This window comes from Rhodococcus pseudokoreensis (assembly GCF_017068395.1).
Classification (GTDB): domain Bacteria; phylum Actinomycetota; class Actinomycetes; order Mycobacteriales; family Mycobacteriaceae; genus Rhodococcus_F; species Rhodococcus_F pseudokoreensis.
In genome coordinates, this window is record NZ_CP070619.1 from 2,077,852 (window position 1) to 2,102,981 (window position 25,130).

Genomic DNA, 25,130 nt, shown 5'->3' on the forward strand with positions numbered 1-25,130 from the left:
CACACAAGTACCCCGTGCCTGTTCTTCACGGAACATGCTTCCCCACTGAGCTGCTGGTGGTGGGCGCTCGACCGCAAGCGGTTGCTCGGCATGCGGGCGTGCCACCGCTGAGTCGTCCGGGCAGGCGTACTCACCGGATATCAGAACGGGAGAGCGGGAAGCGCTACTTGATCTTGACCGGACGGACCACCAACCTCGACCGACCACACCAGCCGCGCGATCTGACTACTCACCGACGATTCGAGGGTTCGGATTGGGGTTATGCTCGCATCGATGCTCGAGAGGCGATTTGCATGACCCAGGGATTGTGGACACCGAGGCACAAGATCGAGGTCTGCCGTGGCCGAATACGATCCAACGGCGACGCAGCGTGATCTGACCCCGGGTATCGCCGCGGAGTTGGCTGCGGCGGGGTTCGACGATGCCCAGGAGATCGGACGAGGCGGCTTCGGCGTCGTCTACCGCTGTCTGCAGCCGTCCCTCGATCGCATCGTCGCGGTCAAGGTCCTCACTGCCGACCTGGATCAGGACAACGTCGAGCGGTTCATTCGGGAGCAACGGGCGATGGGTCGACTGTCCGGGCATCCGAACATCGCCAACATTCTGCAGGTCGGTGCGACCGCCAGCGGGCAGCCGTACCTCGTGATGCACCTTCACGCGCACGGATCTCTCGCTTCCCGAATTCACCGCTCCGGGCCGATAGGCTGGGACGAGGCGGTCCGGCTCGGAGTAAAGGTCGCGGGCGCGCTCGAGACTGCGCACCGGATCGGCACCGTGCATCGGGACGTCAAACCCGCGAACATCCTGCTCACGGACTACGGTGAGCCGCAGTTGACCGACTTCGGGATCGCACGCATCGCGGGTGGTTTCGAAACCTCCACGCGCGCGGTGGTCGGCTCACCGGCGTTCACCGCCCCCGAAGTGCTCGAGGGCGGACCCCCCACCCCGGCATCGGATGTGTACGGCCTCGGCGCGACTCTGTTCTGCGCGATCACCGGTCATGCCGCGTTCGAGCGCCGCAGCGGCGAACAGGTGGTGGCCCAATTCCTGCGGATCACCTCCCAGCCGATACCGGATATGCGTGGTGCGGACATTCCCGACGACGTCTGTGCTGCAATCGAGAGGGCGATGTCTCGGGACCCGGCCAGCCGCGCCGCGACCGCCATCGAGTTCGGGGAGCAATTGCGCGAGGCCGAACTCCGCAACGGCCTGCCCGTCGACGAGATGGCCCTGCCCGCCGACCTCGGCACTCGGCCCCCCACTGAACATCGCCGCGCCTCGCTCAGGACCGCGTCAGGCGGGACCGACCTGATGACGACGGGCGGCAGGCATTATGCGGTGACGACCGGGCCGCCGCCTGCGCCCTCGACCAGATTCCGTCCGCCCACGCCGACCCGGCAGCTGGTGGAGCGGAGACACCTGCTCGACACCCTGAGGGCCGGACAGCGGCGCCGGTTGACGGTCATTCATGCGCCGGCCGGATTCGGCAAGAGCACGCTTGCCGCGCAATGGGGGGACGTGCTGACCGGGGAGGGGGTGTCGGTTGCGTGGCTGACGGTCGATCACGATGACAACAACGTGGTGTGGTTCCTCTCGCATCTGGTCGAGGCGATCCGACGGGTACGCTCGACCCTGGCTCGCAACCTCGTGCAGGCGCTCGAGGAGCACGGCGACGAGGCCGAGCAGTACGTCCTGTCGTCGCTGATCAACGAGATCCATGCTCGCGATGAGCGGGTGGTGGTCGTGATCGACGACTGGCACCGGGTCACCGACGCCACGACACGAGGTGCCCTGGGGTTTCTGCTCGATAACGGCTGTCACCACATCCAGGTCGTCGTGGCAAGCCGCACGCGGGCCGGCCTTCCGATGAGCAGGATGCGTGTCCGTGACGAACTCGTCGAAATCGATTACACCGCATTACGTTTCGATGACAATGAGGCCCGCTCCTTCTTGGTCGATCTCGGCGGGCTGGACCTGGACATAGAGGATGTCACGGATCTGCGGGACTCGACGGACGGGTGGGTGGCGGCGTTGCAATTGGCGTACCTGTCACTACGAGGACGCGACGATCCCGCAGAGTTGATCGGGCACCTGTCGGGTCGGCATCACGCCATCGGCGAATTCCTCGCCGAGAACGTCCTCGACACGTTGGAACCGGAGATCCTCGATTTTCTGCTCACGACCTCGGTCACTGAGCGGATCAGTGGCAGTCTCGCGGCCGCGCTGGCGCAGGTGCCGCGTGGGCAGGCGCTACTCGAAGTAGTCGAGGAGCGGGATCTGTTCCTGCGACGGGTAGACGAGGACGGAGTGTGGTTCCGGTACAACCACGTGTTCGCCGAGTTCCTGCGACGACGACTCGAGCGTGATCACCCCGAGCGGATCGACGAGCTCCATCGCACGGCGTCGGCGTGGTTCGCCGATCACGAGTTGCTCGGAGAGGCCGTCGATCACGCGCTCCTGGCTGGGGATCAGGTCCGGGCCGTCGAACTCGTCGAGCGGGATGGGATGCACCTGATCGAGTATTCGCACATGACGACCCTCCTCGGGATGGTTGCGAAGCTTCCTCCCGCGCTCACCGAATCGCGTCCGTGGTTGCAACTCGCAGTGGCCTGGGCCAATATCATGCTACATCGGGCCTTACCTGCCCAACGGGCACTCGACCTTGTCGAATCAACGCTCGATCGTGTTCCCTCCACCGACGAGATCGCCGACCTGCGGGTGGAGGTGGCTGTGATGCGAGGCGTTATTCGGTTTCGCGCGGATCGAATGGACGGCGCGAATGAGTTGGTCCAGGCATGCCTGCCGCGGCTGGACACGTTGCGGCCGTGGGTTGTGTCGAGTGCCGCGAACATCGCAACCTATCGAGCGACATATCAGTTCGACTTCAGCGAAGCGCGCCGACTGCAGGAATGGGCCTCTGAATTTCATGCGCGAACCAACGGCCCGTATCTGGTGATGCACGGGCACTGTTTCGCCGGCCTTGCCGCCTTCGAACAACTCGATGTCGTGGCGGCAGAGCGCAGCTTCCGGGCGGGGGTGCGTGTGGCAAGGAGGTTGGGAGGTAAGCACTCGGAGGCCGCGCGCCTGGCCGATTCCCTCCTCGGCGCGCTGCTGTACGAGCGGGGTGAGATCGATCAGGCCGAAAGCTTGCTCGACGAAGGCTACGAGCTCGGGGGCGAGGGCGGCCTCGTGGAATTCAAGATCCCTCGGTATGTCCTCGGGGCGCGTATCAAGGCTCTGCGGGGCGACCGGATAGCGGCAGCGCAGCGGCTCGATGAAGGGGCGAGGATCGCTGTGACACTGTCTCTTCCGCGGCTGCGCGCCAACGTCGAGAACGAACGGGTCAGGTTGGGGCTTCCGCTGAGCTCCGACATACCGGTCTCACCGCCCACTCAACACTCCTCTCGTCGACGACCGGTCGACGGTATCGAGGCACTGACGGCACAGATCGAAGAAGCAACCGCCATCAGGCTGCTGCTCGATGAGCGTTCACCGGATCAGGCCGAGCTCGCCTGCACCTGGGCACAGGAGTGGGCGAACCGGCTCGAAGGCCGCGGTGCACACCGACTGTTGATGCAGGCCAGGAGACTGCTCGTGGCATGTTTGGCCGCCTCAGGCCGGATCGACGAAGCCAAGGAGCTGCTCGCCTCGATCGCAGCACAATGCGCCGAGCTAGGCCTCATCCGTCATCTTCCCGACGGTGGACCACACATCGTCTCGCTCATCGCGGCACTGAGGGAGGATCAGGTCGCCGGGAAATGGTGCAGCGATTGGACACACGTACCGGCCGCATTCCTCGTGAACATGGCGAAGGCCTCGTCGCCGCAGAGACTCTAGATCGTCCCTTCAATTGGTTCCAGCAGCCGGTCATCACCTCGAGCATTGCGACGGCGCCGCACGGGCGAACTCACGCACGACATGTTGACGGTCGGCGCCGGTCTCGTTCATATGGACTCGCCCGCATATGGCTGCTCAGCGCAGACGTGGCGGGCGATTCCACGACTCCATAAGCCCTTCAAACCTCGCCCCCCGCGTTGATGTGACTCGAGAGCGCATCGGTCACCCGACGAGCATTCACGTGATTGGGTCACCTCCCGGCAAAGCCGACTTCCAGGACCGCCTCGGGGTCGACGGCATCGCGCTCTGTCAGCCATGCGGCAACGTGGACGCGGGAGGTGAATCCGAGCTTGTTGAGTATCCGCTCGACGTGGCCTTGAGCTGTGCGCTGCGAAATGACCAGAGTTTTGGCGATCGCCTTGTTGGTCAACCCCTGCCTGATCAGCTGGGCGACCTGCCACTCACGTGGGGTCAACAGATCACCGGCGCGGACGCAGCGCTCATCTCGGTCGGGTTGTTCGCCGAGTGCGTACGCCATGGCCTGGTCGAGGCTGAAGCGTCGCCCTCGCTGCTGCGCTTGGGAGTGCTCCCGCTCGCCGAGTCTCAGCGTGGTCCGTGCGTGCACATCTCCGCGGTTTGCCGTTGCTCCGGTGGGGATTCGGCCGACATGGTGTTGCCATGCTTCTGCGGCTTCGAACAACACGGCGGCGCGTTCGGCGTGGCGGTCGGCGGTGAGGGTCGCGGCGATATGCAGAAGATCGGCTGCAAGAACCGGACTTCGCAGCTGCCGCGTCAGATGTAGCGCACGCTCGAGGTGATCAGCTGCCCGTGTGGGTGCACCCGCCTCGGAGATGACAGCGAGGGCCGTGTGGGCAAGTGCCCGGTTCACTGATTCGCCGTGTGCGTAGGAGATTACGAGGGCTTCTTCGAGGTAGGTGGCTGCAGCCTCGTCGTCGCCGTTGCAACCGAGGGTGGTATCGACCAGTGCCCCGGCGTCGTGCACGTCGCCGAGTTCGACGAGCCGGACACCGCCTGTGAACGTGTGCGCGACGTCTGCCGCCACGCGCAACGCCAGACGTGTTTTCCCCACTCCCCCGATTCCGGTCACGGTGACCAGCCGGTGGGTTCCGAGAAGTCTTTTGGCGTCAGCGAGTTCGGTGCGCCTCCCGACAAAGCTGGTTAACTCGAGCGGGAGGTGCGTTGTTCGATCCCCAATGGCGAGCGACATGGAACCGCTTCTTTCAGTGGAGTTGCTTCGGTGCCCGACACCCGCCTAAACTTACGAGTGTTTGTTTGCTTGACTCTACGACTCTCCCCGGCGGATGGCAAGGAACCCCCTGTCGGCCAACCATTTTAGGCCGCATTTCAGCTGGTTCCGAAATCCGCACCGGAGCGTCCATGGCCTGGACGGACCCGGAGGTTAACGGAATCCGATGACGATGCACGCCGAGCTGAGGCGAATCCTCGACCTACTCCACTCTGAGCGCGTGGATGACCGGGCGGCACGCCTTCGTGCCGCATCGGCGCTGGAGAGGGTCCTGCTCGCCGGTGTCCACGCCGATTCGTGTGTGCACACCGACCTCCCGGTCCGCGCCGATACCGCGCGCCCCTCCGTTCACGACGAGCCGTTGACCGGTCGCGAGCACGAGATACTGGGAATGATGGCCGATGGTGCATCGAACGCAGAAATTGGTCGCGACCTCTACATTTCGAGAAACACGGTCCGGTTTCACGTCAGCAACATACTGCGCAAGATGTCGGTGACCAATCGCACCGCGGCGGTGGCGAGAATGACAACCGGCATCGGCGTGCGCTGACCTGTCCCTCGATTCGCCGCCTCGGTCCAGGCAGATCTGCGTTTCGCGGCACGACACACGGAAGTCCTCCGGTCGTGATTCAACCGGAGGACTTCCGTGGTGACGATATTGAGCCGCAGCGAAAGAACTGCCGACGAATGACGCGGTGACGGGAAGGTCAGTGCGCCTCTGCGTGGGTGCCGACTCGGACGTATCCGGCGAGCGAGCTGTCGTCGACCTCGGGCAGATTGACGACGATGTTCTCGGGCGTGCGGGTGGTGAGCCAGATGAGTTCCTCGGTGGTACTCATGTTGGCTTCAACGTGCGGCATGAACGGTGGGACGAAGACGAAGTCCCCTTCGGACATGTCGATGTACTCGCTAAAGTTTTCACCGAAGTAGATTCGCGCCTTGCCGGCCAGAACGTACCCGCCGGTTTCGGCCTCACCGTGATGGTGCGGCAGGGATCGATATCCGGGCTCGTTGAAGACTTTCCCGAACCAAATCTTCGTGGCCGGCGTGTGCTGGACGCTGACCCCGGAGACACGCACGGCGCCACCGGATTGGCCCGTGTTCTGCGCTTCCTGTCCCTTGCGAGTGACTACCGGCTTGTCGTGTTCGGCCATGCTTGATTCCTTTCAAGAACAAACGTTCGCTTTTTATGCAGCGTACGAGTGCACCCGTGTTCAGGCAAGGGTGCGCGACGGTTGCACTCCGTAAACTGCACGCGTCAGTGAAGCAATTCGGGGCGTCGGCGAATCATGAAGCTGCTACGGAAGGTCATCACCGCTTCGCCTCGCTGATTGAGTGCGCTGTAGGCGAAGGACCAGATGCCCTGGTCGGGCTTCTTGGTGGGGCGGGCGGCAATGAGCTCGGCTTCGGGATGCAGGGTGTCGCCGATGAGCACCGGACGCACGGCGCGCACCTCGTCGAGGCCGAGCCAGGCGACGACGTTGTTGAAGTAGCCGGTCTGGGTCGTCAGCCCCAGGGCGAGCGAGAGCGTGAACGGTCCGTGCGCGATCCGCTGCCCGAACTGGGTGCCGGCGGCGTACTCCTCGTCGAGGTGCAGGGAGACGATGTCGCAGGTCAGCCCCGCCCACTGCACCAGGTGTGCGTCGGTGACAGTCATGCCGGGGCCGCGGAGTACGTCCCCCAGGTCGAGGTCCTCCCACCAGCGATCGGGCTGCCCGATCACTCGGGCGGCAGTGCTGACGTCGTTGATTGTCATCGAAACTCCTCATAGCGCCGGCGCCGCCGGCCGTGTTAACGTACGAGCGATTGTTCGTTTAACAGTACGGGCCGCCAACCCGCTGGTCAATCATTTGGTCAAAGCTTTGCACCACGATGTCTGGATGTGACGAGATGCCGCACACCACAAGGTTCCGCACCTCATTCATGGTGGGTGCGGTTTCCTCCGGGTGGTCGGTGCGGCGATCGGCGGTATCACCCGGGACCGTGTGGGGAATCAGTGACGTCCCCGCACCGGCGGTGCCCTATCGAGTGAGGAAGTAATGCGACCCCTACGTTCTCTCCAGTTCGTGCCGGCTCATCGTGAGGGCTGGGCGCAGAAGGCAGTGCGCGCCGGCGCCGACGCGGTGATCCTCGATCTCGAGGATTCGGTCCCCGAGCCGAGCAAGGCCGATGCCCGTGCACTGGCAGCCGCGACGATCGACACCCTGCGACGCGAGCACCCCGAGGTGACGGTGCTGGTGCGCCCGAACCCCCTCGATACCGACCACTTCGGCAAAGATCTCCACGCCGTCGTCCGCGCCGGGCTCGGCGGTCTGCTTCTGCCGAAGATCTACGGCGCGCGGGAGGTGCTCGATTTCGCGGCTCTGCTCGAGCACTTCGAGATCGAGGCTGCACTCGTCCGCGGCAGTGTGGAGGTGATCCCCACCCTCGAGACCGCGAAGTCGCTGGTGAACTGCGAGGCGATTGCCGCCGCGCATCCGCGGGTCGCGTCGCTGATGGTGGCCGCCGCCCGCGATGCCGACGTCTCGCGCGAGGTCGGTTTCGAGTGGACGGCCGAGGGCCTCGAGACACTTCATTACCGCAGCAAAGCGGTGCTCGCTTGTCGTGCCGCCGGCTTGGCCCACCCCATCGTGGGGCTGTGGCAGGAGATCTCCGATCTGGACGGATTGCGCCGATTCGCCGAGGGCAACCGTCGACTCGGCTTTACCGGCCAGGTCCTCATCCACCCCTCGCACATCGAGACGGTCAATGACGTCTATGCCCCGGACCCGAAAGTCGTCGACCGCTTCCGGCGCATGATCGAGGCTTTCGAACAGGCCCAGGCGCAGGGCCAGGCAGCCGCCCTCTTCGAGGGCGAACACGTCGATATCGCGCACGTCAAGACCGCCCGCGGCGTGGTCGCCCTCGCCGAATCCATCAGTTCGCAGTAACCGCAACAACCTCGTAAGGAACCGACAATGAGTGGACTGTACTTCGAAGAGCTCGAACCGGAGCTCGTCATCAAGCACGCGGTGACCCGCACCGTCACCGAGACCGACAATCTGCTGTTCACGACGCTCACCTTGAACGTCCAGCCCCTGCATCTCGACGCCGAGTTCGCCAAGAACAGCATGTACGGCGAGCGCATCGTCAACAGCGTCTTCACCCTCGGCGTCGTGGTCGGCATCCCGGTGCAGGAGACCACCCTCGGAACCACACTTGGCAATCTCGGGTTCGAGGAGATCGCCTTCCCTGCGCCCGTGCTGATCGGCGATACCCTTCGGGTCGAGACCCAGATCCTGTCTCGCCGTGAGTCGAAGTCGCGCCCGGACACCGGCATCGTGCGATTCGAGCACCGCGGGTTCAACCAGAACGACAAGCTGGTGTGCCGCGTGCAGCGGTCCGGCCTGATGCTCAAGAAGCCCGCCGAGGTCGCTGTCTCATGAGGCTGGCCACGCTGCGCCTGAACGGCTCGACCGCCGCCGCCCGGATCGACGGCGAACAGGCGGTGCTGATCGAGCCGTTCCCCAGCCTTTCGGATCTGCTGCGCGACCCGCACTGGCAGCGCATCGCCACCGAGGCAGCCGGGCAGGTCGTCGAGCTCGGTGCCGTGGAGTACGCGCCCGTGGTTCCGCACCCGACGAAGATCGTGTGCGTGGGCCTGAACTATGCGAATCACATCGAGGAGATGGGCCGCGAACTCCCCCGCTACCCGACGTTGTTCGCCAAATTCCCCGAAGCACTTATCGGCGCCTACGACGACATCCACGTTCCCTCCTACGCCGATCAGCAGGTGGATTGGGAAGGAGAGCTCGCCGTCGTCATCGGCAAGACTGCGAGAACGGTCCTGGCCGCCGATGCCGGCGAGTACATCGCCGGCTTCGCGGTCGCCAATGATGTCACCATGCGCGACTACCAGTATCGAACGCAACAGTGGCTGCAGGGCAAGACCTTCGAAGGAACCTGCCCGCTCGGTCCGACGCTGGTGACCCCGGACGAGTTTTCGCTCGGCGCCACACTGAACACCGTCGTCGACGGCACCACGGTCCAGGCGGACTCGACCGGCGACCTGGTGTTCACCCCCGCCCGGTTGATCGAGTACATCTCCCACATCGTCACCCTGCAGGCCGGAGACGTGATCTTGACCGGCACCCCCGGCGGGGTCGGCCACCCGACCGGAACACATCTGTCCGATGGCCAGACCCTCACCACGGAGATCACCGGCCTGGGCACGCTGCGCAACACCGTGCGCGTTGCCGCCCCGGTCCCGGTCGGCTGACCGCCACTCTGCGTTCCACAATCGAATACGACACCGTCCAGCCCTCCCGGTCCACCACGGACCGGGAGGGCTAGTGGCCGTCGCTCCCGCGTGCATCGTTCGAGCTCTCTCCGACCCCAGATCGCGAAAGGCAGGTTCCTGCCCAGGCGTTCGCTCACGGTCGCCTCTACCCCGCGGCAACCTGGGCGCACGTGCGGTTGCTCACCGACGCAACGGAGTTGGTGAATCGACGACGGGCAAGCCAGGCGCGGCTGCAGTCCGGCAGGCGTGGGACGGCAAAGAAGTGGCTGATTCTCCTGGTAGCGGCATGCCGCAGATCACCCGTTGACGAATGGTGTGCTCTACGCCACAATACAAACAAACGAGCAAACGTTCGTCAGTATCTGGCATCGAGAAGGAAAATCCATGAAAGCTCTGTCTTGTCGTCGCGCGGCCCTTGCCGGAGTTGCTTTCAGCGCAGTCCTGAGCGTTGCGGCGTGCACGGCCAGCGCCCCAGCCGAATCGAGCGGTACCTCCGGGGGGTCGACGAGCGACGGCGGCCAGGCCCTGCCGGTCGCACAACTCTGCGGCGACCGTCCCCTGAAGATCGCGCATGTCGCCGGTTTCGGCGCCAACTCCTGGCGCAAGATCACGCAGGCCGAACTCACCGACGAGCTCGCCGCGTGCCCGAATGTGACCTTGGAGTACACCCAGGCCGACAACGACCTGCAGAAGTACATCACCGCGATCAACTCGTATACCGCACAGGGCTTCGACGCGATCGTCACCTACGACGACTTCGGTAGCCAGGCGCTGAGCGCCCTGAAGAACGCCCATGACTCCGGTGTCGTCGTCGTGCCCTACATCGCCGATCCCGGCGGTGAGGTCGGTGTCGATTACGACGGATACGTCCAGTACGACTTCGACGTCGAGGGCGACACGATGGCCAAGTGGTTGGGCGGCCAGGTTCAGCCGGGCAGCAAGCTGCTCTTCAGTGGTGGGCTGCCGGGCGGAAGCCCCTCGACGGTCGCCCTGTGGGACGGAGTCAACGAGACCTCGAAGGAACTCGGCGATCCCTTCACCTCGCTGACCAACGAACCGCAGCCGTCGAGCTGGGACGCCGCCTACGAGCAGCGTGCGATGGCAGGTGCGTTGACCAAGTACCCCGAGATCAACGCTCTGGCATCGGATTACGGTGTCGCATCGAAGGGTGGCCTGCGCGCCTTCATCAACGCCGGCCGGCCCATCCCGCCGTTGGCGACATCGGCGACCGACAACGAACTTAGTTGCATGTGGTTGCAGTACCACCAGGCAAACCCGGATTTCCAGTTGCTGACCCTCGACGGCACCACGACCGTCGTGCGCATCGCGGCCCGCAAGGCGCTGGCCGCGCTCAATGGACAGCCCGATAACGAGCCGGAGAACTTCGAACTGCCGACATTCGTCGACACTCTGGGCGGCAAGCTTCCGACCTGCCGCGAGGATCTTCCGCCGGACGCCGACCTGTCCTCGGCGCTCTCGCCCGAGCAGCTCTCGGCCGTCTTCAAGTAGAAGCCGGGCACGAGGGACGAGGAGTGGTCAACAGTGACTCAGCAAGAGATCGTCGAGGATGTGATGTACGTGAGTGACGTACAGGTTCAGGAAGATCCGGTACACGATATCGCCGATCAGGACATCGTCCTGCGGCTGGACGCGGTGGACAAGAAGTACCCGGGCGTCCACGCGATCAAGGGTGTCTCACTCACCGTCCGGCGCGGTGAGATCCATGCGCTGGTCGGCCAGAACGGGGCGGGCAAGTCCACACTCGTCGGCATTGCGGCCGGTTCGATCACCGCCGATTCGGGGACGGTGGAGATCGGTGGCGTCGCCGCCACCGACCCGTCCCCGGCCTGGTGCCGGGAGCAAGGGCTCGCCATCGTCTACCAAGAGCCGGCGCTACTTCCGGATCTGACGGTGGCCGAGAACATGCGCCTGAGCATGCCCGAGGACCGCCGCCCTCCGGTCGGCGAGCAGGTCGGCTGGGCGGAAGGCATCCTCTCGCGGTGGAGCAGCGTGGCCTCGATCGATCCGCGCACCCCGGTCCGCGAACTGCAGCCCGATGCGCGGTTCGTCGTCGAGATTGCGAAGGCCCTGGCGGAAGAGCCCAAGGTCATCGTCCTCGACGAGCCCACCGAACATCTGCTGCCGCCCGCGGTGGCCGAGTTGTTCCGCCTGGTGTCGGAGTTGATCGATGCCGGTGGCGCGGTCGTGTACATCTCGCACCGGCTCAACGAGGTCAAGCAGATCGCCCACACGGTGTCGGTTCTGCGCGACGGTGCGTTGGTCGGAACCTTCGACGGCGCCGAGGTCACCGAGCAGGACGTGGTCAACCTCGTCGTCGGCCGCGAGCTCACCCGCGCACACACCCGCGCCGAGACCCGCACGGCCGCACTCGGGGAGACATTGCTGCAGGTCACCGGATTCTCCGGCGACGGGTTCGACGACCTGGACCTGACCGTCCGCGCCGGCGAGATCGTCGGGTTCGCCGGTGTCGAGGGCCAGGGGCAACGCGAGGTCCTGCGTGCGCTCGGCGGCCTCGTCACCGGCCGCGGCACCATCGAACTCGGCGGCCGGACGGTCAAGACGTCGAGCCCGACCGCGGCACTGGCCGGGGGCATCGCCTACCTTCCCCACGACCGGCACCACGAGGGCATTCTGCCGGGCCTGAGCCTGCGGGAGAACGCCTCGCTGTCGTCGCTGGGGCGGTTGTCCCGCCTCGGCGTGCTCTCGCGCCTGCGCGAACGCAGGGCCACCTCCGAAACGTTCGCGTCGATGCGGGTCAAGGCGCCCTCCGCCGAGGTCGACATCGCCACCCTCTCGGGCGGAAACCAGCAGAAGGTCGTGCTCAGCCGAGTACTGATGACCGAGTCGAAGCTGATCCTGGCCGACGAACCCACCCAGGGCGTCGACATCGGCGCCCGCGAGGAGATCTACACCATCCTGCGGGAGGCGGCGGCCCGCGGCGCCGCGATCATCGTGCTCTCCTCCTCTGCGGCTGAACTCGAGCAGCTCTGCGATCGAGTCATCGTCTTCTCCCGCGGCAAGGCCGAGAAGGAACTCGTCGGCGACGACCTGTCCGAGCACGGCATCGCCCAGGCCGCACTCAGTGCCACCGGCAGTCGCAGTCGCGTCGGCACCGCCCTGCGGAAGGTCACCCTCGGACGGAAGCTGGCCCGTAACGACCTCACCCCCGCGGCGATTCTCGCGATCGCGACCATCCTGCTCGCGGGTGTGGCGATCAGCCAGAGCGAGTTCTACCTCACCACACGCAATTTCGGGCTGATCTTGCCACTGCTAGCCACCTTGGCGTTCTTCGCGATGGCCCAGCAGGTGGTGATGATGGTCGGGGGCATCGACCTATCGGTCGGGCCGCTGGCGGGCCTGCTGGTCGTGGTCGGTTCGTTCGTCCTGTCGGCGTACAAGACACCGGTCGGGATGATCATCGGGCTGATCGTGCTCGCCATAGTGGCCGCGGTCGTCGGTCTGGTCAACTGGACCTTGGCGGTGATCGTCAAGATCAACCCCCTGATCGCCACCCTGGTGACCTATACCGCTATCCAGGGCATCGCGTACCTGCTGCGACCGTTGCCCGCGGGCAAGATCGACCCGATCTTCCTGTCGTACGTGTCCACCAAGCTCGGATTCATCCCGATCATGATCGTGCTGGCGATCGTCGTCGCGGTGCTGCTCGAGTTCGCGATGTACCGGAGCCTGTTCGGTATCCGCCTGCGCGCCACCGGATCCGCGCATGCCACCGCGGATCGGATCGGTGTGCGCACCAAGCGGATCACGCTCATCGCGTACGTGGGCTGCTCGGTGCTCGCCGTCCCGGCGGCCGTGCTGCTGATGGCGCAGGCCGGGACCGGCAACGCCAGCATCGGCGACAGCTACACCCTTGCGAGCATCGGTGCCGCGGTACTCGGCGGGGCCTCGATCTTCGGTGGCCGTGGCTCGTTCATCGGCGCCTGCCTCGGCGCGGTACTCGTGATCCAGATCAACACGGTGGTGCAGTTCATCGGCTTGCCGCTGTACTGGCAGCAGTGGCTGCTCGGCGGGCTGACCATCGCCGCAGCCGCCTTCTACTCCAAGTCCCGAACCCTCGCAGAGCGGAGCTGACGCCGTGAGCGCAACGCACGCACCACAAGTACTCCCGGACACCGAACCGAAGGACTCCGGCTCTCGCCGGTGGACACCGACCTGGAACGGCACCAGCTCGGTCATCGCGATCACCGTGGCCCTGTTCGGCTTCAGCTGGCTCATCGCACCCGGCAGCGTCTCCGGCAGCGCGATCGACTCGCTACTTCCCTTCGCCGGGATCCTGGCAATCGCCGCGATCGGGCAGACCATCGTGGTCATGCTCAAGGGCATCGATCTGTCGCTGCCCGGCATGATGACGATGGCCGCCCTGGTCAGCAGCCAATACGCCCAGGACCACGGCAGCATCCTCACCGCGTTGCTCGTCGTCGCCGCCATCGCCGTCGTCGTCGGCCTGGTCAACGGCATTGTTGTCTCGGCGTTCTCGGTGACCCCGTTGGTGGCCACCCTGGCGGTCAATGCCGTCCTGATGGGCGCCGCGCTGGCCTACTCCGGTGGCACACCGACCCGCGCCCCGCAAAGCGTGTCCGACTTCGCACTGGAGAAGACTCTCGGTGTCTCCAACACGGTGTGGCTCGCGGTCGCGCTGATGATCGTGACCGTGTTCGCGACCGGCCGCACCGCGTGGGGACGCCGGGTGATCGCTGTCGGGTCGAACGAGCGGACCGCCCACGCCGCGGGTGTGCGCACCGCGCGGATCAAGATCAGCGGATACGTCGCCGCGGCGCTGTGCTACAGCGGTGCCGGGGTCCTGCTGGCCGGGTATGTAAGCACTCCGAACACCAACGCCGGCACCAGCTACCTTCTGCCGGCGATCGCGGCGGTCGTCGTCGGCGGCACCGCCCTCACCGGTGGCCGCGGCAACATCATCGGCACGGCTGTCGGGGCCCTGTTCCTGAGCCAGCTCACCCAACTGGTGCTCTCCCTCGGCGCACCGTCCTCGACCCAGTTCCTCGTCCAGGCCGTGGTCATCGCCGTCGCGGTGGGAGCACAGCAGTTGGACCTACGCCACATCCTCCATCGTTTGATTCCCGGAAAGGATCCTTCATGACGAACATCGGTCAGCGACTGAACGGCAAGGTGGCGTTCGTGACCGGCGCCGCACGCGGCCAAGGCCGGTCGCACGCACTGGCCCTCGCAGGCGAAGGCGCGGACCTCATCCTGCTCGACTCGGTACGCCCCATCGACCAGGTCAGCTACGCAATGCCCGAGCATGCGGACCTGAAGGAGACCGCGCGCCTGGTCGAGGAGCTGGGCCGGCGGGCCGTGCTGATCGAAGCCGACGTCCGTGACGAGTCGATGATCGACGCGGTCGCCGACGGCGCCGCCGAGCTGGGGCGCCTCGATATCGTCGTCGCCAATGCCGGCGTCCTCGGAGCAGCGAAACTCTCCTGGGAGCTCACCCGCGCCGAATGGGACACCCTGATCGACATCAACCTCACCGGTGTCTGGCAGACGATGAAGGCGGCGTTGCCGCACATCATCGCCGGTGGCAATGGTGGTTCGATCATCGCGATCAGTTCCATCGCCGGGATCCGCGGAGTCCCGCACGTGGCGCACTACAGCGCCGCCAAGCATGCCCTGGTCGGACTGGTCGGCTCGGTCGCGAACGAGGTTGCACCGCACAATATCCGCGTTAACACCGTGCATCCGACCAACGTCCGCACCGACATGATCGACAACCCGACGGCGGCGAAGATCTTCCGGCCCGACCTCGAGAACCCGACCCTCGACGACGGTGTCGACGTGCTCGGCCGCATCAATCTGCTGCCGGTGCCGTGGGTGGACTCTGCCGACATCTCCGAGGCCGTCCTGTGGCTGGCCTGTGACGAGTCGCGGTATGTGACCGGAACGGCCCTGCCCGTCGATGCCGGGATGCTCGCAAAGTACCCCGGCTGACGACCGCATTTTCCGTCACCAGACCCCAACAGAGAAGGACGAAGATCAATGACAGCCAATGGTGGACCGGTCCGCACGATCGCACTGATCGGGCGCAAGCCGGGTATGTCGTTCGCCCAGTTCGACGAGTACTGGCGGGAAAAGCACGCTCCCCTCGCCGCGCAGGTGCCCGGTGTGATCCGTTACGTGCAGCGGCACGTCGTTCCGCAGGAAGGTGCCACCGAACCCGACAACGGATTCGGGATCGACGGTCTGGCCGTTCTCGAATACGAGAGCGCCGAGGCGATGGACGCCGGTTGGGCGTCCGAGGCCGGTCAGGCGGCCTTGGCGGACGTCGAGAACTTCATCGGCAAGCACTACGTGGTGGTTCTCGAGGACCACGTCGTCGTCGGCGACGCCTGAATCGCTCGGCGTCCCTAATACGCAGACACTTCAGTTAGGAGCCCGTCATGGATGTGGGCGTAGTTTATTTCTTCACCGATCAGGGTCCGGACCCCATCGAGTTCGGGCAGGCCGCGGAAGGATACGGATTCGAGTCCCTGTTCGTGCCCGAACACACACATTTCCCGGTGTCCCGGAAAACCGACTACCCGATTCCCTATGGCGGGCCCGAACTGCCCGGGTTCTACCTGCGCACCTATGACCAGATCGTCACGATGTCGATGATCGCCGCGCACACGCAGACGATCATGCTGGGCACCGGAATCTGCCTGCTCGCCCAGCACGACCCGATCGCCAAAGCCAAGCAGATCGCCACCCTCGACCACCTCTCCGACGGCCGCGTCATCTGCGGCGTCGGAATGGGGTGGAACGTCGAGGAGGCCGAGGCACACGGCGTCGTCTGGAAGCAGCGCTATTCGACCGTGCGCGACAAACTCAAGGTCATGCAGGCGCTGTGGACCCAGGAGGAGGCGAGTTACGACGGGCAGCGGGCGTCCCTCGCCCCCTCCTGGGCATGGCCCAAACCCGCGCAACCGAATGGTCCACGCACCTATCTCGGTGGCGCCGGGCCCACCACCATGCGGCACGCCGCCGAGTGGGCCGATGCCTGGTACGTCGTACCCAGCGTCGAGGACCCGACGCTGGACAAGAGCGTGTCCGAGTTCCGCCGGCTCGTCGAAGAAACTGGCCGCGATCCCGCATCGGTCGGGATCGCGGCCGCCTCGGCGCCCCCGGACCCCGCAGTGCTCGAAAGCTATCGAGAATTGGGGATCGAGCGGGCCGTGCTGTGGGTCGATCCGGCAGATGACCCGGGCGAGGGTATGCGCAACCTCGAAAAGGTCTCCAAAGTCCTCGCGCAAATCTCCTGATTAATCTTCCCAGACCTACACCCTCACAGGAGGATTCGACACCATGAACACCACCACCGCGGACGTGAGCGTCAGCGAGCTCGCCGAGCGCCTCACGCGACTCGAAGACGTCCGCGCAATCGAGCAGCTCAAGTACCGCTATGCCGGGTTCTGCGACAACGGCTACGACCCGGAAGGTATTGCCACCCTGTTCGTCGAAGACGGCCGGTGGGTCGTGGACGGCGAGGGTGGCTCCATGACCGGCCACGAGGAGATCAAGGCGCATTTCCGGGCGTTGTCGGACAAGATCACCTGGGCTCTGCACTACATGATCGCCCCCCGTGTGGAACTCGCCGAGGACGGCCAGAGCGCAACCGGATACTTCTACCTGCTGTGCCTGTGCACCATCGAGAACAGTCAGGACGCCACCAAGAAGGATCCGGTCATTCTGACGATCAACTACACCGATCAGTTCGTCAAGCGGGACGGCGCCTGGTATTTCCAGGAACTGCGTGGCCGCACCCACCAGGTATCGAACTGGGACCAGGGCTGGGTCAAGCAGCCCTTCCGCGACTGACGGCTACGGCAGCCGCTCGGCAGCTCGACCAAACGAGGCAGGGGTTGTCTGTGCGGGGCTACGGGGACATCTCCGTCGCCCCGCACACTGCGCGTCACCTCCGCGACGGAGATGGCACAACACTCTATCCACCGGTCCGCTGATGACATTCTTCGACGGCGGACCTCGCACTTGCTGTCGCCCGAGATTATGGATGATCGCACGATTCAGCGCATTCGAAAGTAATTGCTATGCAGCCCAGACAATTCGGTGGAACAGCGTCGATTGATGTCGACGCTGAAGTCGAGCGTTACAAGCGGCTGCGGCGCATCAAGAGGGACGGCGAACGTAGGAGGACGCGTCCTCCGGCGGAAACCGATGCGCACGCGATGGTTCGTGTGGCGCTGGCCTGGCTGCCCTACGGTGGCGTTCCCGCCGAGGAACTGCTGGTGCACTTCGGACTGGCAGAGGATCAGTTCGTCGCCGCACTCTGGCAGATCATGGCCGACGGCGACTGTGCTCCAGAGGACGCGCGGAACATCGCCGAGCACTACCCGCGGTCTACGAACGCCTGAGCAGCACCGAGACCGTACCGATCCGCACGTGGCGGTGGAGCGGCCGGCGCGACAGGTGGCTGTGTATTCATCACTCGACATATTCAGGGGAGGAAATTGTGATCGAAACTGCCAGTGGGACCGGGACTCGTCTTGCCGATCGGACGGCGGTGATCACCGGCGGCGCGTCGGGGATCGGCCGGGCGAGCGCGCTACGGTTCGCGTCCGAAGGCGCCGAGGTCGTTGTATGGGACCTCGATCCGGTCGGGATCGAGGCAGTGGTCACCGAAATCCGCCAGGCGGGCGGACGGGCTCACGGGGTGGCTGTCGATATCTCCGACGCGTCCGCGGTGGCAGCGGCGGCCGCCGAGACTACGGCGGTAGCGGGAGAGGTGACGGTGCTGATGAACAACGCGGGTGTGCTCGACGACTATGCTCCGCTCCTCGACACCGACGAGGCCCTGTGGGACCGCATCATCGGCGTCAACCTCAAAGGTATGTTTCTGGTGACCCGCGCGGTATTGCCGTCGATGCTCGCCGCTGGCGGCGGGTCGATCGTCAACACCGCCTCGGTCGCCGCGTTCATCGCCGGTGGGGGCGGTACCGCGTACACCAGCTCCAAGCATGGTGTCGTCGGCTTCACCCGGCAGATGTCGTTCGACTACGCACACCAGAATGTGCGGGTGAACGCGATCGCGCCCGGTGCGGTGGAGACCGGGATGTCCAAGGACATCTTGTACAACGACGATCTGCCGGTCGTCGAGGCGCTGCGCAGTGCACCGGCCGGCCGGCACGCACAGCCCGAGGAGTTGGCGAACGTCGCGCTGTTCCTGGTCAGCGACGAGGCGAGCTTCGTACACGGGGCGGTTTACGTCGCAGACGGCGGCTGGACCATCCGTTGACTTTCCTTCGTCGACGATAAAGGGGGGCTCGGACCGGATCGCGGTCCGAGCCCCCCCTTTTCGCCGTGCTCGTCCCCGTCGTGCCGTGGGCATCTCGGGTGGGGTCGAGCGCGGCCCCGCGGAAATGCGCGGGAGTGCTCTCCGGCTCCGGCATGCGTCGCCGTGGTGTGAACCGTCCGGAACCGGAGAGCGTTTGGGAGCCGACCCACGAGGATGGCGCAACGGCTGGTAGGCGGCCTCGCGGGGTCGACGATCAGGGGTGGAGTGGGTCTAGAGCCGGGAGCGGCGAGCGCACTCCACGCTCAACAGCCCGAGTACTCCGATGGTGACCATGGCGTAGGTGGCACTGCCGGTGGTGTCGATGATCAGCCCCAGCATCGGGGCGGCCAGTACGGCGCCGACATTGCTGACGGTCACGATAAGTCCACTCGTCTGGTAATTCGCCTGCGGCTGAGACAGTTCCGCTGCCCACGCCCAGTAGGTGCCACCGTACAACGAGGCGGCCAGAAACATCATGCACAGGTAGATCCCGAGGGTGCTCGCGGGAATCCCGGGCAGTGCGACCACCATGATGCCGGCCAGGCCGGCACCGATCATGTTCGTCTGGAAGCGTTCGCCGCGGAAGAGTCGGTCCGACATCAGCCCGCCGACGGGGGCGGCGACGAGTTTGAACATGAAGGTGACGCCGATGATCGCCGAGGCTTCGAGCAGTGTCATGCCGCGGTCTTGTTCGAGGAACAATGGCAGGGCGTAGGAGAGGCCGTAGAGGGTGATCGCCGTCCCTGCCCCGTACAGCGAGGACCACCACACCCGGGAGCTGCGAAGCGCCTCGGCCAGCGATCCCGGCTTGGGCAGCGCATCGAAACGGGTCGAGTGCGGGCGGCGGAGCCCGACGGGTTCGGCCACGAGGGCGTCCATCGAGGGCACACCGGGGTGAGCCATGCGGAAGTCCCTGACCGTGAGCACGAACAACGCACCGCAGGCGACGCTCGGGACCACGGTCAGCCACATCGAGGCGATCTCCCACGACATGCCGCCGTCGGTGAGCAGCGGCCCGGCGAACGAGGTGATGGAGAAGCCGACGCCGAGGAAGCCCATCAGCAGGCCGGTCGCGAACCCGCGCCGGTTCTTGGGGAACCACAAGGAGGCGTGCGTGGCCAGGGACGCATTCATCACACCGCCGCAGCAGCCCAGGAGCAGACGCAGTACGAGCATGCCGGCGTAGGACTCACCGACCACCGGGATCAACAGCGCCGAGACGGCGTTGCAGAGCAGGCCGATGACGACGATCTTCTTCACCCCGATACGGGCGGCCCACTTGCCGGCGAAGACCGGAACCACGCAGAACGTGAGCATCGATGCGGTGGTGAGCAACGACAGCTGGGTGGCGTTGATCCCCCAGTCGTCCTGGATGACTGTGCCGAACACGGCGACGGTGTTCAGACCGATGAAGCAGCACATGAAGCACAGCAGGCTGACCAGCAGGACCCACCAACTGTAGAGGGGCGCGCGCGTGTAGGTCACACGCGCGCCGGTGAGCGTCGATGTTGTCATGACGTGGCTCCTAGTAGCTGGATCCTCCGCCGACACGGCAGGAGGTGGCGTCGGAATGGTTGCGAAGAGCCGAAATGCACATGGCACGGAAAGGATTCGACCGTGCGCCGCACTCGAAACGACTGACAGGCGCCGGCGCGAGAGGGAATCGTCAACCAAAAAACGAACGTACGTATGTTAGTTCTATCTCGACTGTCGTGTCAACGATCACAACGAGGCGTGCGACCGGACTCAACCCGCGGCGCGGCGATCAAGAAGGTCGAGTCGTATTCGGTCTCAGAACATGCGAACGCCCGGCTGGTGCACCAGCCGGGCGTTCACGAGGCATCGAACGGTGTCAGGCGAGGGAAATGGTGACCGCTTTGCTCTGCAGGTAGCCGTCGAGGGCTTCGCCGCCCATTTCCTTGCCCCAGCCGGATTGCTTGAATCCGCCGAACGGCAGCGCGGCGTCGAAGACGTTGTAGCAGTTGACCCAGACCGCACCTGCGTTGACCGACTCGGCGAAGCGGTGGGCGCGACCGACGTTGCTCGTCCACACTCCGGCCGCCAGACCGAAGGTGGTGTCGTTCGCGCGGCGCAGCACCTCGGCTTCGTCATCGAACGGCATCAGCGAAACCACCGGGCCGAAGATCTCTTCCCGGGCGATGGTCATGTCGTCGTCGACCCCGCCGAGCACGGTCGGCTCGAGGTAGTAGCCGGGTTCGCGGGTCTGGGCACCACCGGCGATGATCTGCGCTCCGTCACTGAGCGCGCCCTCGACGAAGGTCTTGACCTTGGTGCGGTGCTGGTCGGAAATCATCGGGCCGACGAGGACGCCGCGCTCGGCGCTGGGACCGATCTTGATCTGCGGCACCTTGGCGGCGATGCGGGTCTGGACCTCGTCGTAGACCTTGCGCTGCACATACAGCCGCGACCCTGCCGTGCAGGCCTCACCCTGGGCATAGAGGACGGCACCGAGCACTCCGTCGACCGCGATGTCGAGATCGGCGTCGTCGTAGATGACATTGGGGGATTTGCCGCCGAGCTCGAGGGTCAGCTTGCTCAGGTTCGATGCCGCCGCGACGACGATCCGCTTACCGGTCTCGACCGAGCCAGTGAATGCGACCTTGTCGACCTGCGGATGACCGGCCAGTGGGGCACCGGCGGCCGCGCCCGTTCCGGTGATCACGTTGACCACCCCGTCGGGTACACCGGCTTCGACAGCCAACTCCGCCAGGCGCAGTGGGGCCAGGGAGGCGAGTTCGGCGGGTTTGAGAACCACGGTGCATCCGGCGGCCAGCGCCGGGGCGAGCTTCCAGATCGCGGCGAGGGCGGCGCCGTTCCAGGGGATGATCTGGGCAACGACGCCGACCGGCTGCCGCCGGGTGTAGGAGAAGAAGTCTCCGGGGTTCTGCCGCGACAGCGGGATGGTGCGCCCCTCGAGCTTGGTGGTCCACCCGGCCATGTAGCGCACCAGGTCGGCCATGTTCGGCAGGTCGATATCGCGGATGAACGCGTAGGGCTTTCCGCAGTCCTGGGTGTCGATGAGCGCGATCTCGTCTGCGTTGGCCTCGATGAGGTCCGCGAATCGGTGCAGGATCCGGGCGCGGGCCTCGGCCGGCATCCGGCGCCACGGGCCGTCGTCGAATGCACGGCGTGCGGCCTGCACCGCCAGTTCGACGTCGTGCGGGCCGCCGGCGGCGATCTCAGCGAGCTTTTCTCCGGTCGACGGGTTGAAGACGTCGACGGTGCCACCTTCGACCGGATCCACCCATTTACCGTCGATCAGTAGTTGATGACGGCTCGGGCTGGTCTCGGACATCTTTTCTCCTTCGGGTAGAGCTCTCGGCGAACACACGAACGCTGGCGGTGATGATGCGGCCGTGGGTGCCGCCGGGCGCGCGCGGAAGCCCTCGGGACCCGCCGCACTTACCACATACGAACGATTGTTTTCTTACGGTACCGGGTGGGCACCCGTCCATGTCAACGATTGCGCCCACCAGACGATCAGGGGATGTTGCCGCGGTAGCGGGCAGATCGGTACGGGGTCGGCCAGTCGAGCGTGTCCTCGACGCCGAGTTCCTTTGCCGCCCTGAGCGGCCACATCGGCTCGCGCAGCAGGTTCCGCCCGACGAAGACGGCGTCGGCGGCCCCGTCGACGAGGAGTTGCTCGGCCTGGGAGGAGTCGGTGATCAACCCGACAGCCGCGACCGGAATGGTGGTCTCGTTGCGGATCCGGCGAGCGAACGGCACCTGATATCCGGGTCCGACGGTGATTTTCTGCTCCGGGGTCAGGCCTCCGCTGGAAACGTCGACGAGGTCGATGCCGGAACCCTCGAGCGAGCGAATCAATGCGACGCTGTCGTCGACGTCCCAGCCGTCCTCGGCCCAGTCGGTAGCGGAGATCCGAAGCAACAGCGGCAACTCCTCCGGCCAGACAGAGCGGACCGCGGCGATGATTTCCCGCAGCAGCCGGGCGCGGCGGTCGGGGTCTCCGCCGTAGTCGTCGGTGCGCCGGTTGGTGATCGGTGACAGGAACTGATGGAGCAGGTAGCCGTGTGCGGCGTGGATCTCGACGACCCGGAAGCCTGCGGCCAGCGCACGGGCGGCAGCGTCGGCGAAGTCGGTGACCACCTTCGCGATATCGGCCACGGTCATCTCGCGCGGCACGGCCTGGTCCCCCCAGGCCGTCGCCGACGGACCGACTGTCTCCCAGCCGCCCTCGCTAATCGGGACGGTGCCGTCACCCTCCCACGGAACGTAGGCCGAGGCCTTGCGGCCGGCATGCGCGAGTTGAATACCGGGGATCGATCCGTGCTCGGTGACGAACCTGTTGATGCGCGCAAACGCCTCGAGCTGCGTGTCGTTCCACAGCCCGGTGCACTTGGGGCTGATCCGCCCTTCCGGACTGACTCCGGTCGCCTCGGTCAGCACCAGCCCGGCCTTACCCTTGGCGAACGAGCCGAGGTGCACCAGATGCCAGTCGTCGGGTACGCCGTCGTCGGCGGAGAACTGGCACATCGGTGCCACCCAGAGGCGGTTACGGAAGGTCACACCGCGCAGGGTCAGCGGTGAGAACAGCCGGGTGCGATGAATGGTGGGTTGAGACAACGCAAGCTCCTCAGGTCGCGGTGGTGCGGTCATTCCAGCGTGGAGCCGGCGTTCGGGCCCTCGAGGAACTTGTTGGGAGTCAGGAAGAAGCACAGCACCAGGGCTCCGTTCGGTGCGGAGGCGCGGTGCTGATTGCCCTGCGGGCGCCAGGAGAAGTTCCCGACGGTAGTCTCGCCCTCCTCGTCGACGATGCTGCCTTCGAGCACCCAGGTCTGTTCGATCCGGACGTGCTCGTGCAGCGGCAGGACCGAACCGGGCTGCCACCGGAACAGAGCCGTGAGCAGGCCGCTCTCCTCGTCCTTGAGCAGCACCTTGATGTCGATGCCCTCGTACCCGGAGGGCCGCCAGGGCAAAGCGTCGACGTCGACGTACCGCGAGGCCATCGGCGGCAGTGCGTTGAGTTCGTCGGCGAAGGGGGTGATTGCGGTCATGGTGACGTGTCTTTCTGTGTTGTGTTGTGCGGGTATGTATGTCAGAACGACCGGGGCAATCCCAGATACTTCTCACCGATGTGGTTACGGAGCATCTCGTTGGTCAGCGGGGCGAAGGTGTAGAGGCGGGCGTCTCGGAACAACCGCTCCATCGGGTACTCCTTGCTGAACCCCGATCCGCCCATCAGGCGCATCCCGGCGTCGGTGACGGCGACCGCGGCGTCGGAGGCGGCGATCTTGGCCATGGCGCTGAGAATGTCGGCGCGCTTGCCGGTGGCGGTGGCCTCGGCGGCCTGGAGCATCAGGGCGCGGGCCGACTCGATCGCGATGGCGCCGTCGACGAGGCGGTGCTGGCCGGCCTGGAAGCTGCCGACCGGGCGCCCGAAGACCTGACGCTGGCGGCCGTAGTCGACGGCCGCTTCCAGAGCGCCCCGGGCGATCCCGAGGGCGGCAGCAGCGGCGTTGAGCCGTTCCCCGTTCAGGGTGCCGAGCACCTGCCGGAACCCCTGGTCGATCTGCCCGAGCACGGCGGTGGCGTCGACTTCGACGTTGTCGAAGATGACTTCGCAGGTGTCGAGACTGTGGATGGCGAAGGTGTCGAGTTCTTTCACCGTGATGCCCGGGGTGTCGGTGGGGACAACGAACATGGTGATGCCGTCGATCGGAGAGGACTCCGGCGTCGAGGTCCGGGCCAGAACGATGAGATTCCTCGCGTGCTGCGGGCCCGAGATCCATGTCTTGGCGCCGTTGAGAATCCACCGGCCGTCGTCGGACTGCGTCGCCCGGGTCCGCATGACGCGGGCGACGTCGGTGCCGCCGTCTGGTTCGGTCAGCGCGAACGCCACCCGTTCGTGGCCGTCGAGGAGTGGGGCCAGGACCGTGCTGCGCTGCTGGTCGGTGCCATACTCGGTGAGCAGTCCCACTCCCATGTACTGCACGACCAGGCACACCGCCATCGAGGTCGGGCCCGCGGCGAGCTCTTCGAGGACGATGATCTGAAGTCGTGGGTCGGCGCCGGTGGTGCCGTCGGCCTGGGCGTCGAGTCCGATCAGGCCGGCCTCCCCGAGGGCACGGTACAACTCGAGGTCGAACGCGTTCGCGTCGTCGAGTTCCCTGACCCGCTGCGCAGGTGCGACCTTCTCGATGATCTCGCGCACCATCTCGCGCAGATCCGCTTGCTCCGTGGTGTCCGGCAGCGTGCCGCTTCCAATCATGGGACTCCTCCAACTCGGGTGACGGCGCCCTTCCGGGGCGAAGGTGCGGCCGCCGGGCTGTGACCTGGTCACGCATCCCACGATACAAACGAACGCACGTTTTTCCAAGGTGCCAGGAGGCCTTTCCTCCGGTCTAGACAAACAAACACCCGTTCGTATAACGTGT

Annotated in this window: 22 protein-coding genes; 14 read left to right on the forward strand and 8 right to left on the reverse strand. The window is 65.6% G+C overall.

The annotated features are described in order from the left end of the window. Window positions 1-339 precede the first annotated feature (339 nt). Window positions 340-3,837, forward strand: coding sequence for a serine/threonine-protein kinase (locus tag JWS13_RS14880; RefSeq protein ID WP_206006314.1), 3,498 nt, complete (start codon window positions 340-342; stop codon window positions 3,835-3,837). 250 nt (window positions 3,838-4,087) lie between these two features. On the opposite strand, the gene JWS13_RS14885 is transcribed toward JWS13_RS14880, so the two are convergent. Next, window positions 4,088-4,927, reverse strand: coding sequence for a helix-turn-helix transcriptional regulator (locus JWS13_RS14885; RefSeq protein ID WP_206006316.1), 840 nt, complete (start codon window positions 4,925-4,927; stop codon window positions 4,088-4,090). A gap of 343 nt (window positions 4,928-5,270) precedes the next feature. Between JWS13_RS14885 and JWS13_RS46085 the strand changes: the two genes are divergently transcribed. After that, window positions 5,271-5,654 (forward strand): helix-turn-helix transcriptional regulator, encoded by a 384-nt coding sequence (locus JWS13_RS46085; RefSeq protein ID WP_206006318.1) that lies wholly within the window; start codon window positions 5,271-5,273, stop codon window positions 5,652-5,654. A gap of 157 nt (window positions 5,655-5,811) precedes the next feature. On the opposite strand, the gene JWS13_RS14895 is transcribed toward JWS13_RS46085, so the two are convergent. Next, on the reverse strand, window positions 5,812-6,258 hold the full coding sequence (locus JWS13_RS14895) for a cupin domain-containing protein (RefSeq protein WP_206006320.1): 447 nt from the start codon (window positions 6,256-6,258) through the stop codon (window positions 5,812-5,814). A gap of 104 nt (window positions 6,259-6,362) precedes the next feature. Continuing rightward, window positions 6,363-6,860: a MaoC/PaaZ C-terminal domain-containing protein gene (locus JWS13_RS14900; RefSeq protein ID WP_206006322.1), complete on the reverse strand. Its 498-nt coding sequence runs from the start codon at window positions 6,858-6,860 to the stop codon at window positions 6,363-6,365. Window positions 6,861-7,143: 283 nt separating this feature from the next. Between JWS13_RS14900 and JWS13_RS14905 the strand changes: the two genes are divergently transcribed. The 12 genes from JWS13_RS14905 to JWS13_RS14960 all read left to right on the forward strand — a co-directional run bounded on the left by JWS13_RS14905 (window position 7,144) and on the right by JWS13_RS14960 (window position 18,675). Beyond that, on the forward strand, window positions 7,144-8,034 hold the full coding sequence (locus tag JWS13_RS14905) for an HpcH/HpaI aldolase/citrate lyase family protein (protein ID WP_206006323.1): 891 nt from the start codon (window positions 7,144-7,146) through the stop codon (window positions 8,032-8,034). Between the two features lie 27 nt (window positions 8,035-8,061). Next, window positions 8,062-8,529, forward strand: a complete 468-nt coding sequence (locus JWS13_RS14910) for a MaoC family dehydratase (RefSeq protein WP_206006325.1) — start codon at window positions 8,062-8,064, stop codon at window positions 8,527-8,529. After that, window positions 8,526-9,362: a fumarylacetoacetate hydrolase family protein gene (locus tag JWS13_RS14915; RefSeq protein ID WP_206006327.1), complete on the forward strand. Its 837-nt coding sequence runs from the start codon at window positions 8,526-8,528 to the stop codon at window positions 9,360-9,362. Before JWS13_RS14910 ends, JWS13_RS14915 begins: the two co-directional genes overlap by 4 nt. A 405-nt stretch (window positions 9,363-9,767) precedes the next feature. Further along, window positions 9,768-10,892: a substrate-binding domain-containing protein gene (locus tag JWS13_RS14920; RefSeq protein ID WP_206006329.1), complete on the forward strand. Its 1,125-nt coding sequence runs from the start codon at window positions 9,768-9,770 to the stop codon at window positions 10,890-10,892. Window positions 10,893-10,955: 63 nt separating this feature from the next. Further along, window positions 10,956-13,496 (forward strand): ATP-binding cassette domain-containing protein, encoded by a 2,541-nt coding sequence (locus JWS13_RS14925; RefSeq protein WP_206011602.1) that lies wholly within the window; start codon window positions 10,956-10,958, stop codon window positions 13,494-13,496. A gap of 4 nt (window positions 13,497-13,500) precedes the next feature. Continuing rightward, window positions 13,501-14,526 (forward strand): ABC transporter permease, encoded by a 1,026-nt coding sequence (locus tag JWS13_RS14930; protein WP_206006331.1) that lies wholly within the window; start codon window positions 13,501-13,503, stop codon window positions 14,524-14,526. Continuing rightward, a complete protein-coding gene (locus JWS13_RS14935; RefSeq protein ID WP_206006332.1) occupies window positions 14,523-15,374 on the forward strand; it encodes a mycofactocin-coupled SDR family oxidoreductase in 852 nt (283 codons plus the stop codon). The genes JWS13_RS14930 and JWS13_RS14935 overlap by 4 nt, the downstream gene beginning before the upstream one ends. A 48-nt stretch (window positions 15,375-15,422) precedes the next feature. Then, window positions 15,423-15,776, forward strand: a complete 354-nt coding sequence (locus JWS13_RS14940) for an EthD family reductase (protein WP_206006334.1) — start codon at window positions 15,423-15,425, stop codon at window positions 15,774-15,776. A gap of 47 nt (window positions 15,777-15,823) precedes the next feature. Further along, window positions 15,824-16,684: an LLM class F420-dependent oxidoreductase gene (locus JWS13_RS14945; RefSeq protein ID WP_206006345.1), complete on the forward strand. Its 861-nt coding sequence runs from the start codon at window positions 15,824-15,826 to the stop codon at window positions 16,682-16,684. Between the two features lie 43 nt (window positions 16,685-16,727). Then, complete coding sequence (locus JWS13_RS14950) at window positions 16,728-17,240, forward strand: nuclear transport factor 2 family protein (protein WP_206006347.1); 513 nt, start codon at window positions 16,728-16,730, stop codon at window positions 17,238-17,240. Window positions 17,241-17,470: 230 nt separating this feature from the next. Then, window positions 17,471-17,794: a hypothetical protein gene (locus JWS13_RS14955; protein WP_206006349.1), complete on the forward strand. Its 324-nt coding sequence runs from the start codon at window positions 17,471-17,473 to the stop codon at window positions 17,792-17,794. Between the two features lie 98 nt (window positions 17,795-17,892). Beyond that, on the forward strand, window positions 17,893-18,675 hold the full coding sequence (locus JWS13_RS14960; protein WP_206006351.1) for an SDR family NAD(P)-dependent oxidoreductase: 783 nt from the start codon (window positions 17,893-17,895) through the stop codon (window positions 18,673-18,675). 270 nt (window positions 18,676-18,945) lie between these two features. On the opposite strand, the gene JWS13_RS14965 is transcribed toward JWS13_RS14960, so the two are convergent. The 5 genes from JWS13_RS14965 to JWS13_RS14985 form a co-directional block, all read right to left on the reverse strand. Continuing rightward, window positions 18,946-20,229, reverse strand: a complete 1,284-nt coding sequence (locus JWS13_RS14965; protein ID WP_206006353.1) for an MFS transporter — start codon at window positions 20,227-20,229, stop codon at window positions 18,946-18,948. A gap of 337 nt (window positions 20,230-20,566) precedes the next feature. Next, on the reverse strand, window positions 20,567-22,030 hold the full coding sequence (locus JWS13_RS14970) for an aldehyde dehydrogenase family protein (RefSeq protein WP_206006355.1): 1,464 nt from the start codon (window positions 22,028-22,030) through the stop codon (window positions 20,567-20,569). A 185-nt stretch (window positions 22,031-22,215) separates the two neighbouring features. Next, window positions 22,216-23,319: an NADH:flavin oxidoreductase/NADH oxidase gene (locus tag JWS13_RS14975; RefSeq protein ID WP_241032200.1), complete on the reverse strand. Its 1,104-nt coding sequence runs from the start codon at window positions 23,317-23,319 to the stop codon at window positions 22,216-22,218. 29 nt (window positions 23,320-23,348) lie between these two features. Continuing rightward, window positions 23,349-23,750, reverse strand: coding sequence for a cupin domain-containing protein (locus JWS13_RS14980; protein ID WP_206006359.1), 402 nt, complete (start codon window positions 23,748-23,750; stop codon window positions 23,349-23,351). 41 nt (window positions 23,751-23,791) lie between these two features. Further along, window positions 23,792-24,964: an acyl-CoA dehydrogenase family protein gene (locus JWS13_RS14985; RefSeq protein WP_206006361.1), complete on the reverse strand. Its 1,173-nt coding sequence runs from the start codon at window positions 24,962-24,964 to the stop codon at window positions 23,792-23,794. Window positions 24,965-25,130 lie beyond the last annotated feature (166 nt).

Coding starts and splice junctions, on each gene's coding strand:
- JWS13_RS46085 (WP_206006318.1), top strand. CDS start 5,271: ATGACGATGCACGCCGAGCTGAGGCGAATCCTCGACCTACTCCACTCT.
- JWS13_RS14895 (WP_206006320.1), bottom strand. CDS start 6,258: ATGGCCGAACACGACAAGCCGGTAGTCACTCGCAAGGGACAGGAAGCG.
- JWS13_RS14900 (WP_206006322.1), bottom strand. CDS start 6,860: ATGACAATCAACGACGTCAGCACTGCCGCCCGAGTGATCGGGCAGCCC.
- JWS13_RS14905 (WP_206006323.1), top strand. CDS start 7,144: ATGCGACCCCTACGTTCTCTCCAGTTCGTGCCGGCTCATCGTGAGGGC.
- JWS13_RS14910 (WP_206006325.1), top strand. CDS start 8,062: ATGAGTGGACTGTACTTCGAAGAGCTCGAACCGGAGCTCGTCATCAAG.
- JWS13_RS14915 (WP_206006327.1), top strand. CDS start 8,526: ATGAGGCTGGCCACGCTGCGCCTGAACGGCTCGACCGCCGCCGCCCGG.
- JWS13_RS14920 (WP_206006329.1), top strand. CDS start 9,768: ATGAAAGCTCTGTCTTGTCGTCGCGCGGCCCTTGCCGGAGTTGCTTTC.
- JWS13_RS14925 (WP_206011602.1), top strand. CDS start 10,956: ATGTACGTGAGTGACGTACAGGTTCAGGAAGATCCGGTACACGATATC.
- JWS13_RS14935 (WP_206006332.1), top strand. CDS start 14,523: ATGACGAACATCGGTCAGCGACTGAACGGCAAGGTGGCGTTCGTGACC.
- JWS13_RS14940 (WP_206006334.1), top strand. CDS start 15,423: ATGACAGCCAATGGTGGACCGGTCCGCACGATCGCACTGATCGGGCGC.
- JWS13_RS14945 (WP_206006345.1), top strand. CDS start 15,824: ATGGATGTGGGCGTAGTTTATTTCTTCACCGATCAGGGTCCGGACCCC.
- JWS13_RS14950 (WP_206006347.1), top strand. CDS start 16,728: ATGAACACCACCACCGCGGACGTGAGCGTCAGCGAGCTCGCCGAGCGC.
- JWS13_RS14955 (WP_206006349.1), top strand. CDS start 17,471: ATGCAGCCCAGACAATTCGGTGGAACAGCGTCGATTGATGTCGACGCT.
- JWS13_RS14965 (WP_206006353.1), bottom strand. CDS start 20,229: ATGACAACATCGACGCTCACCGGCGCGCGTGTGACCTACACGCGCGCG.
- JWS13_RS14970 (WP_206006355.1), bottom strand. CDS start 22,030: ATGTCCGAGACCAGCCCGAGCCGTCATCAACTACTGATCGACGGTAAA.
- JWS13_RS14980 (WP_206006359.1), bottom strand. CDS start 23,750: ATGACCGCAATCACCCCCTTCGCCGACGAACTCAACGCACTGCCGCCG.
- JWS13_RS14985 (WP_206006361.1), bottom strand. CDS start 24,964: ATGATTGGAAGCGGCACGCTGCCGGACACCACGGAGCAAGCGGATCTG.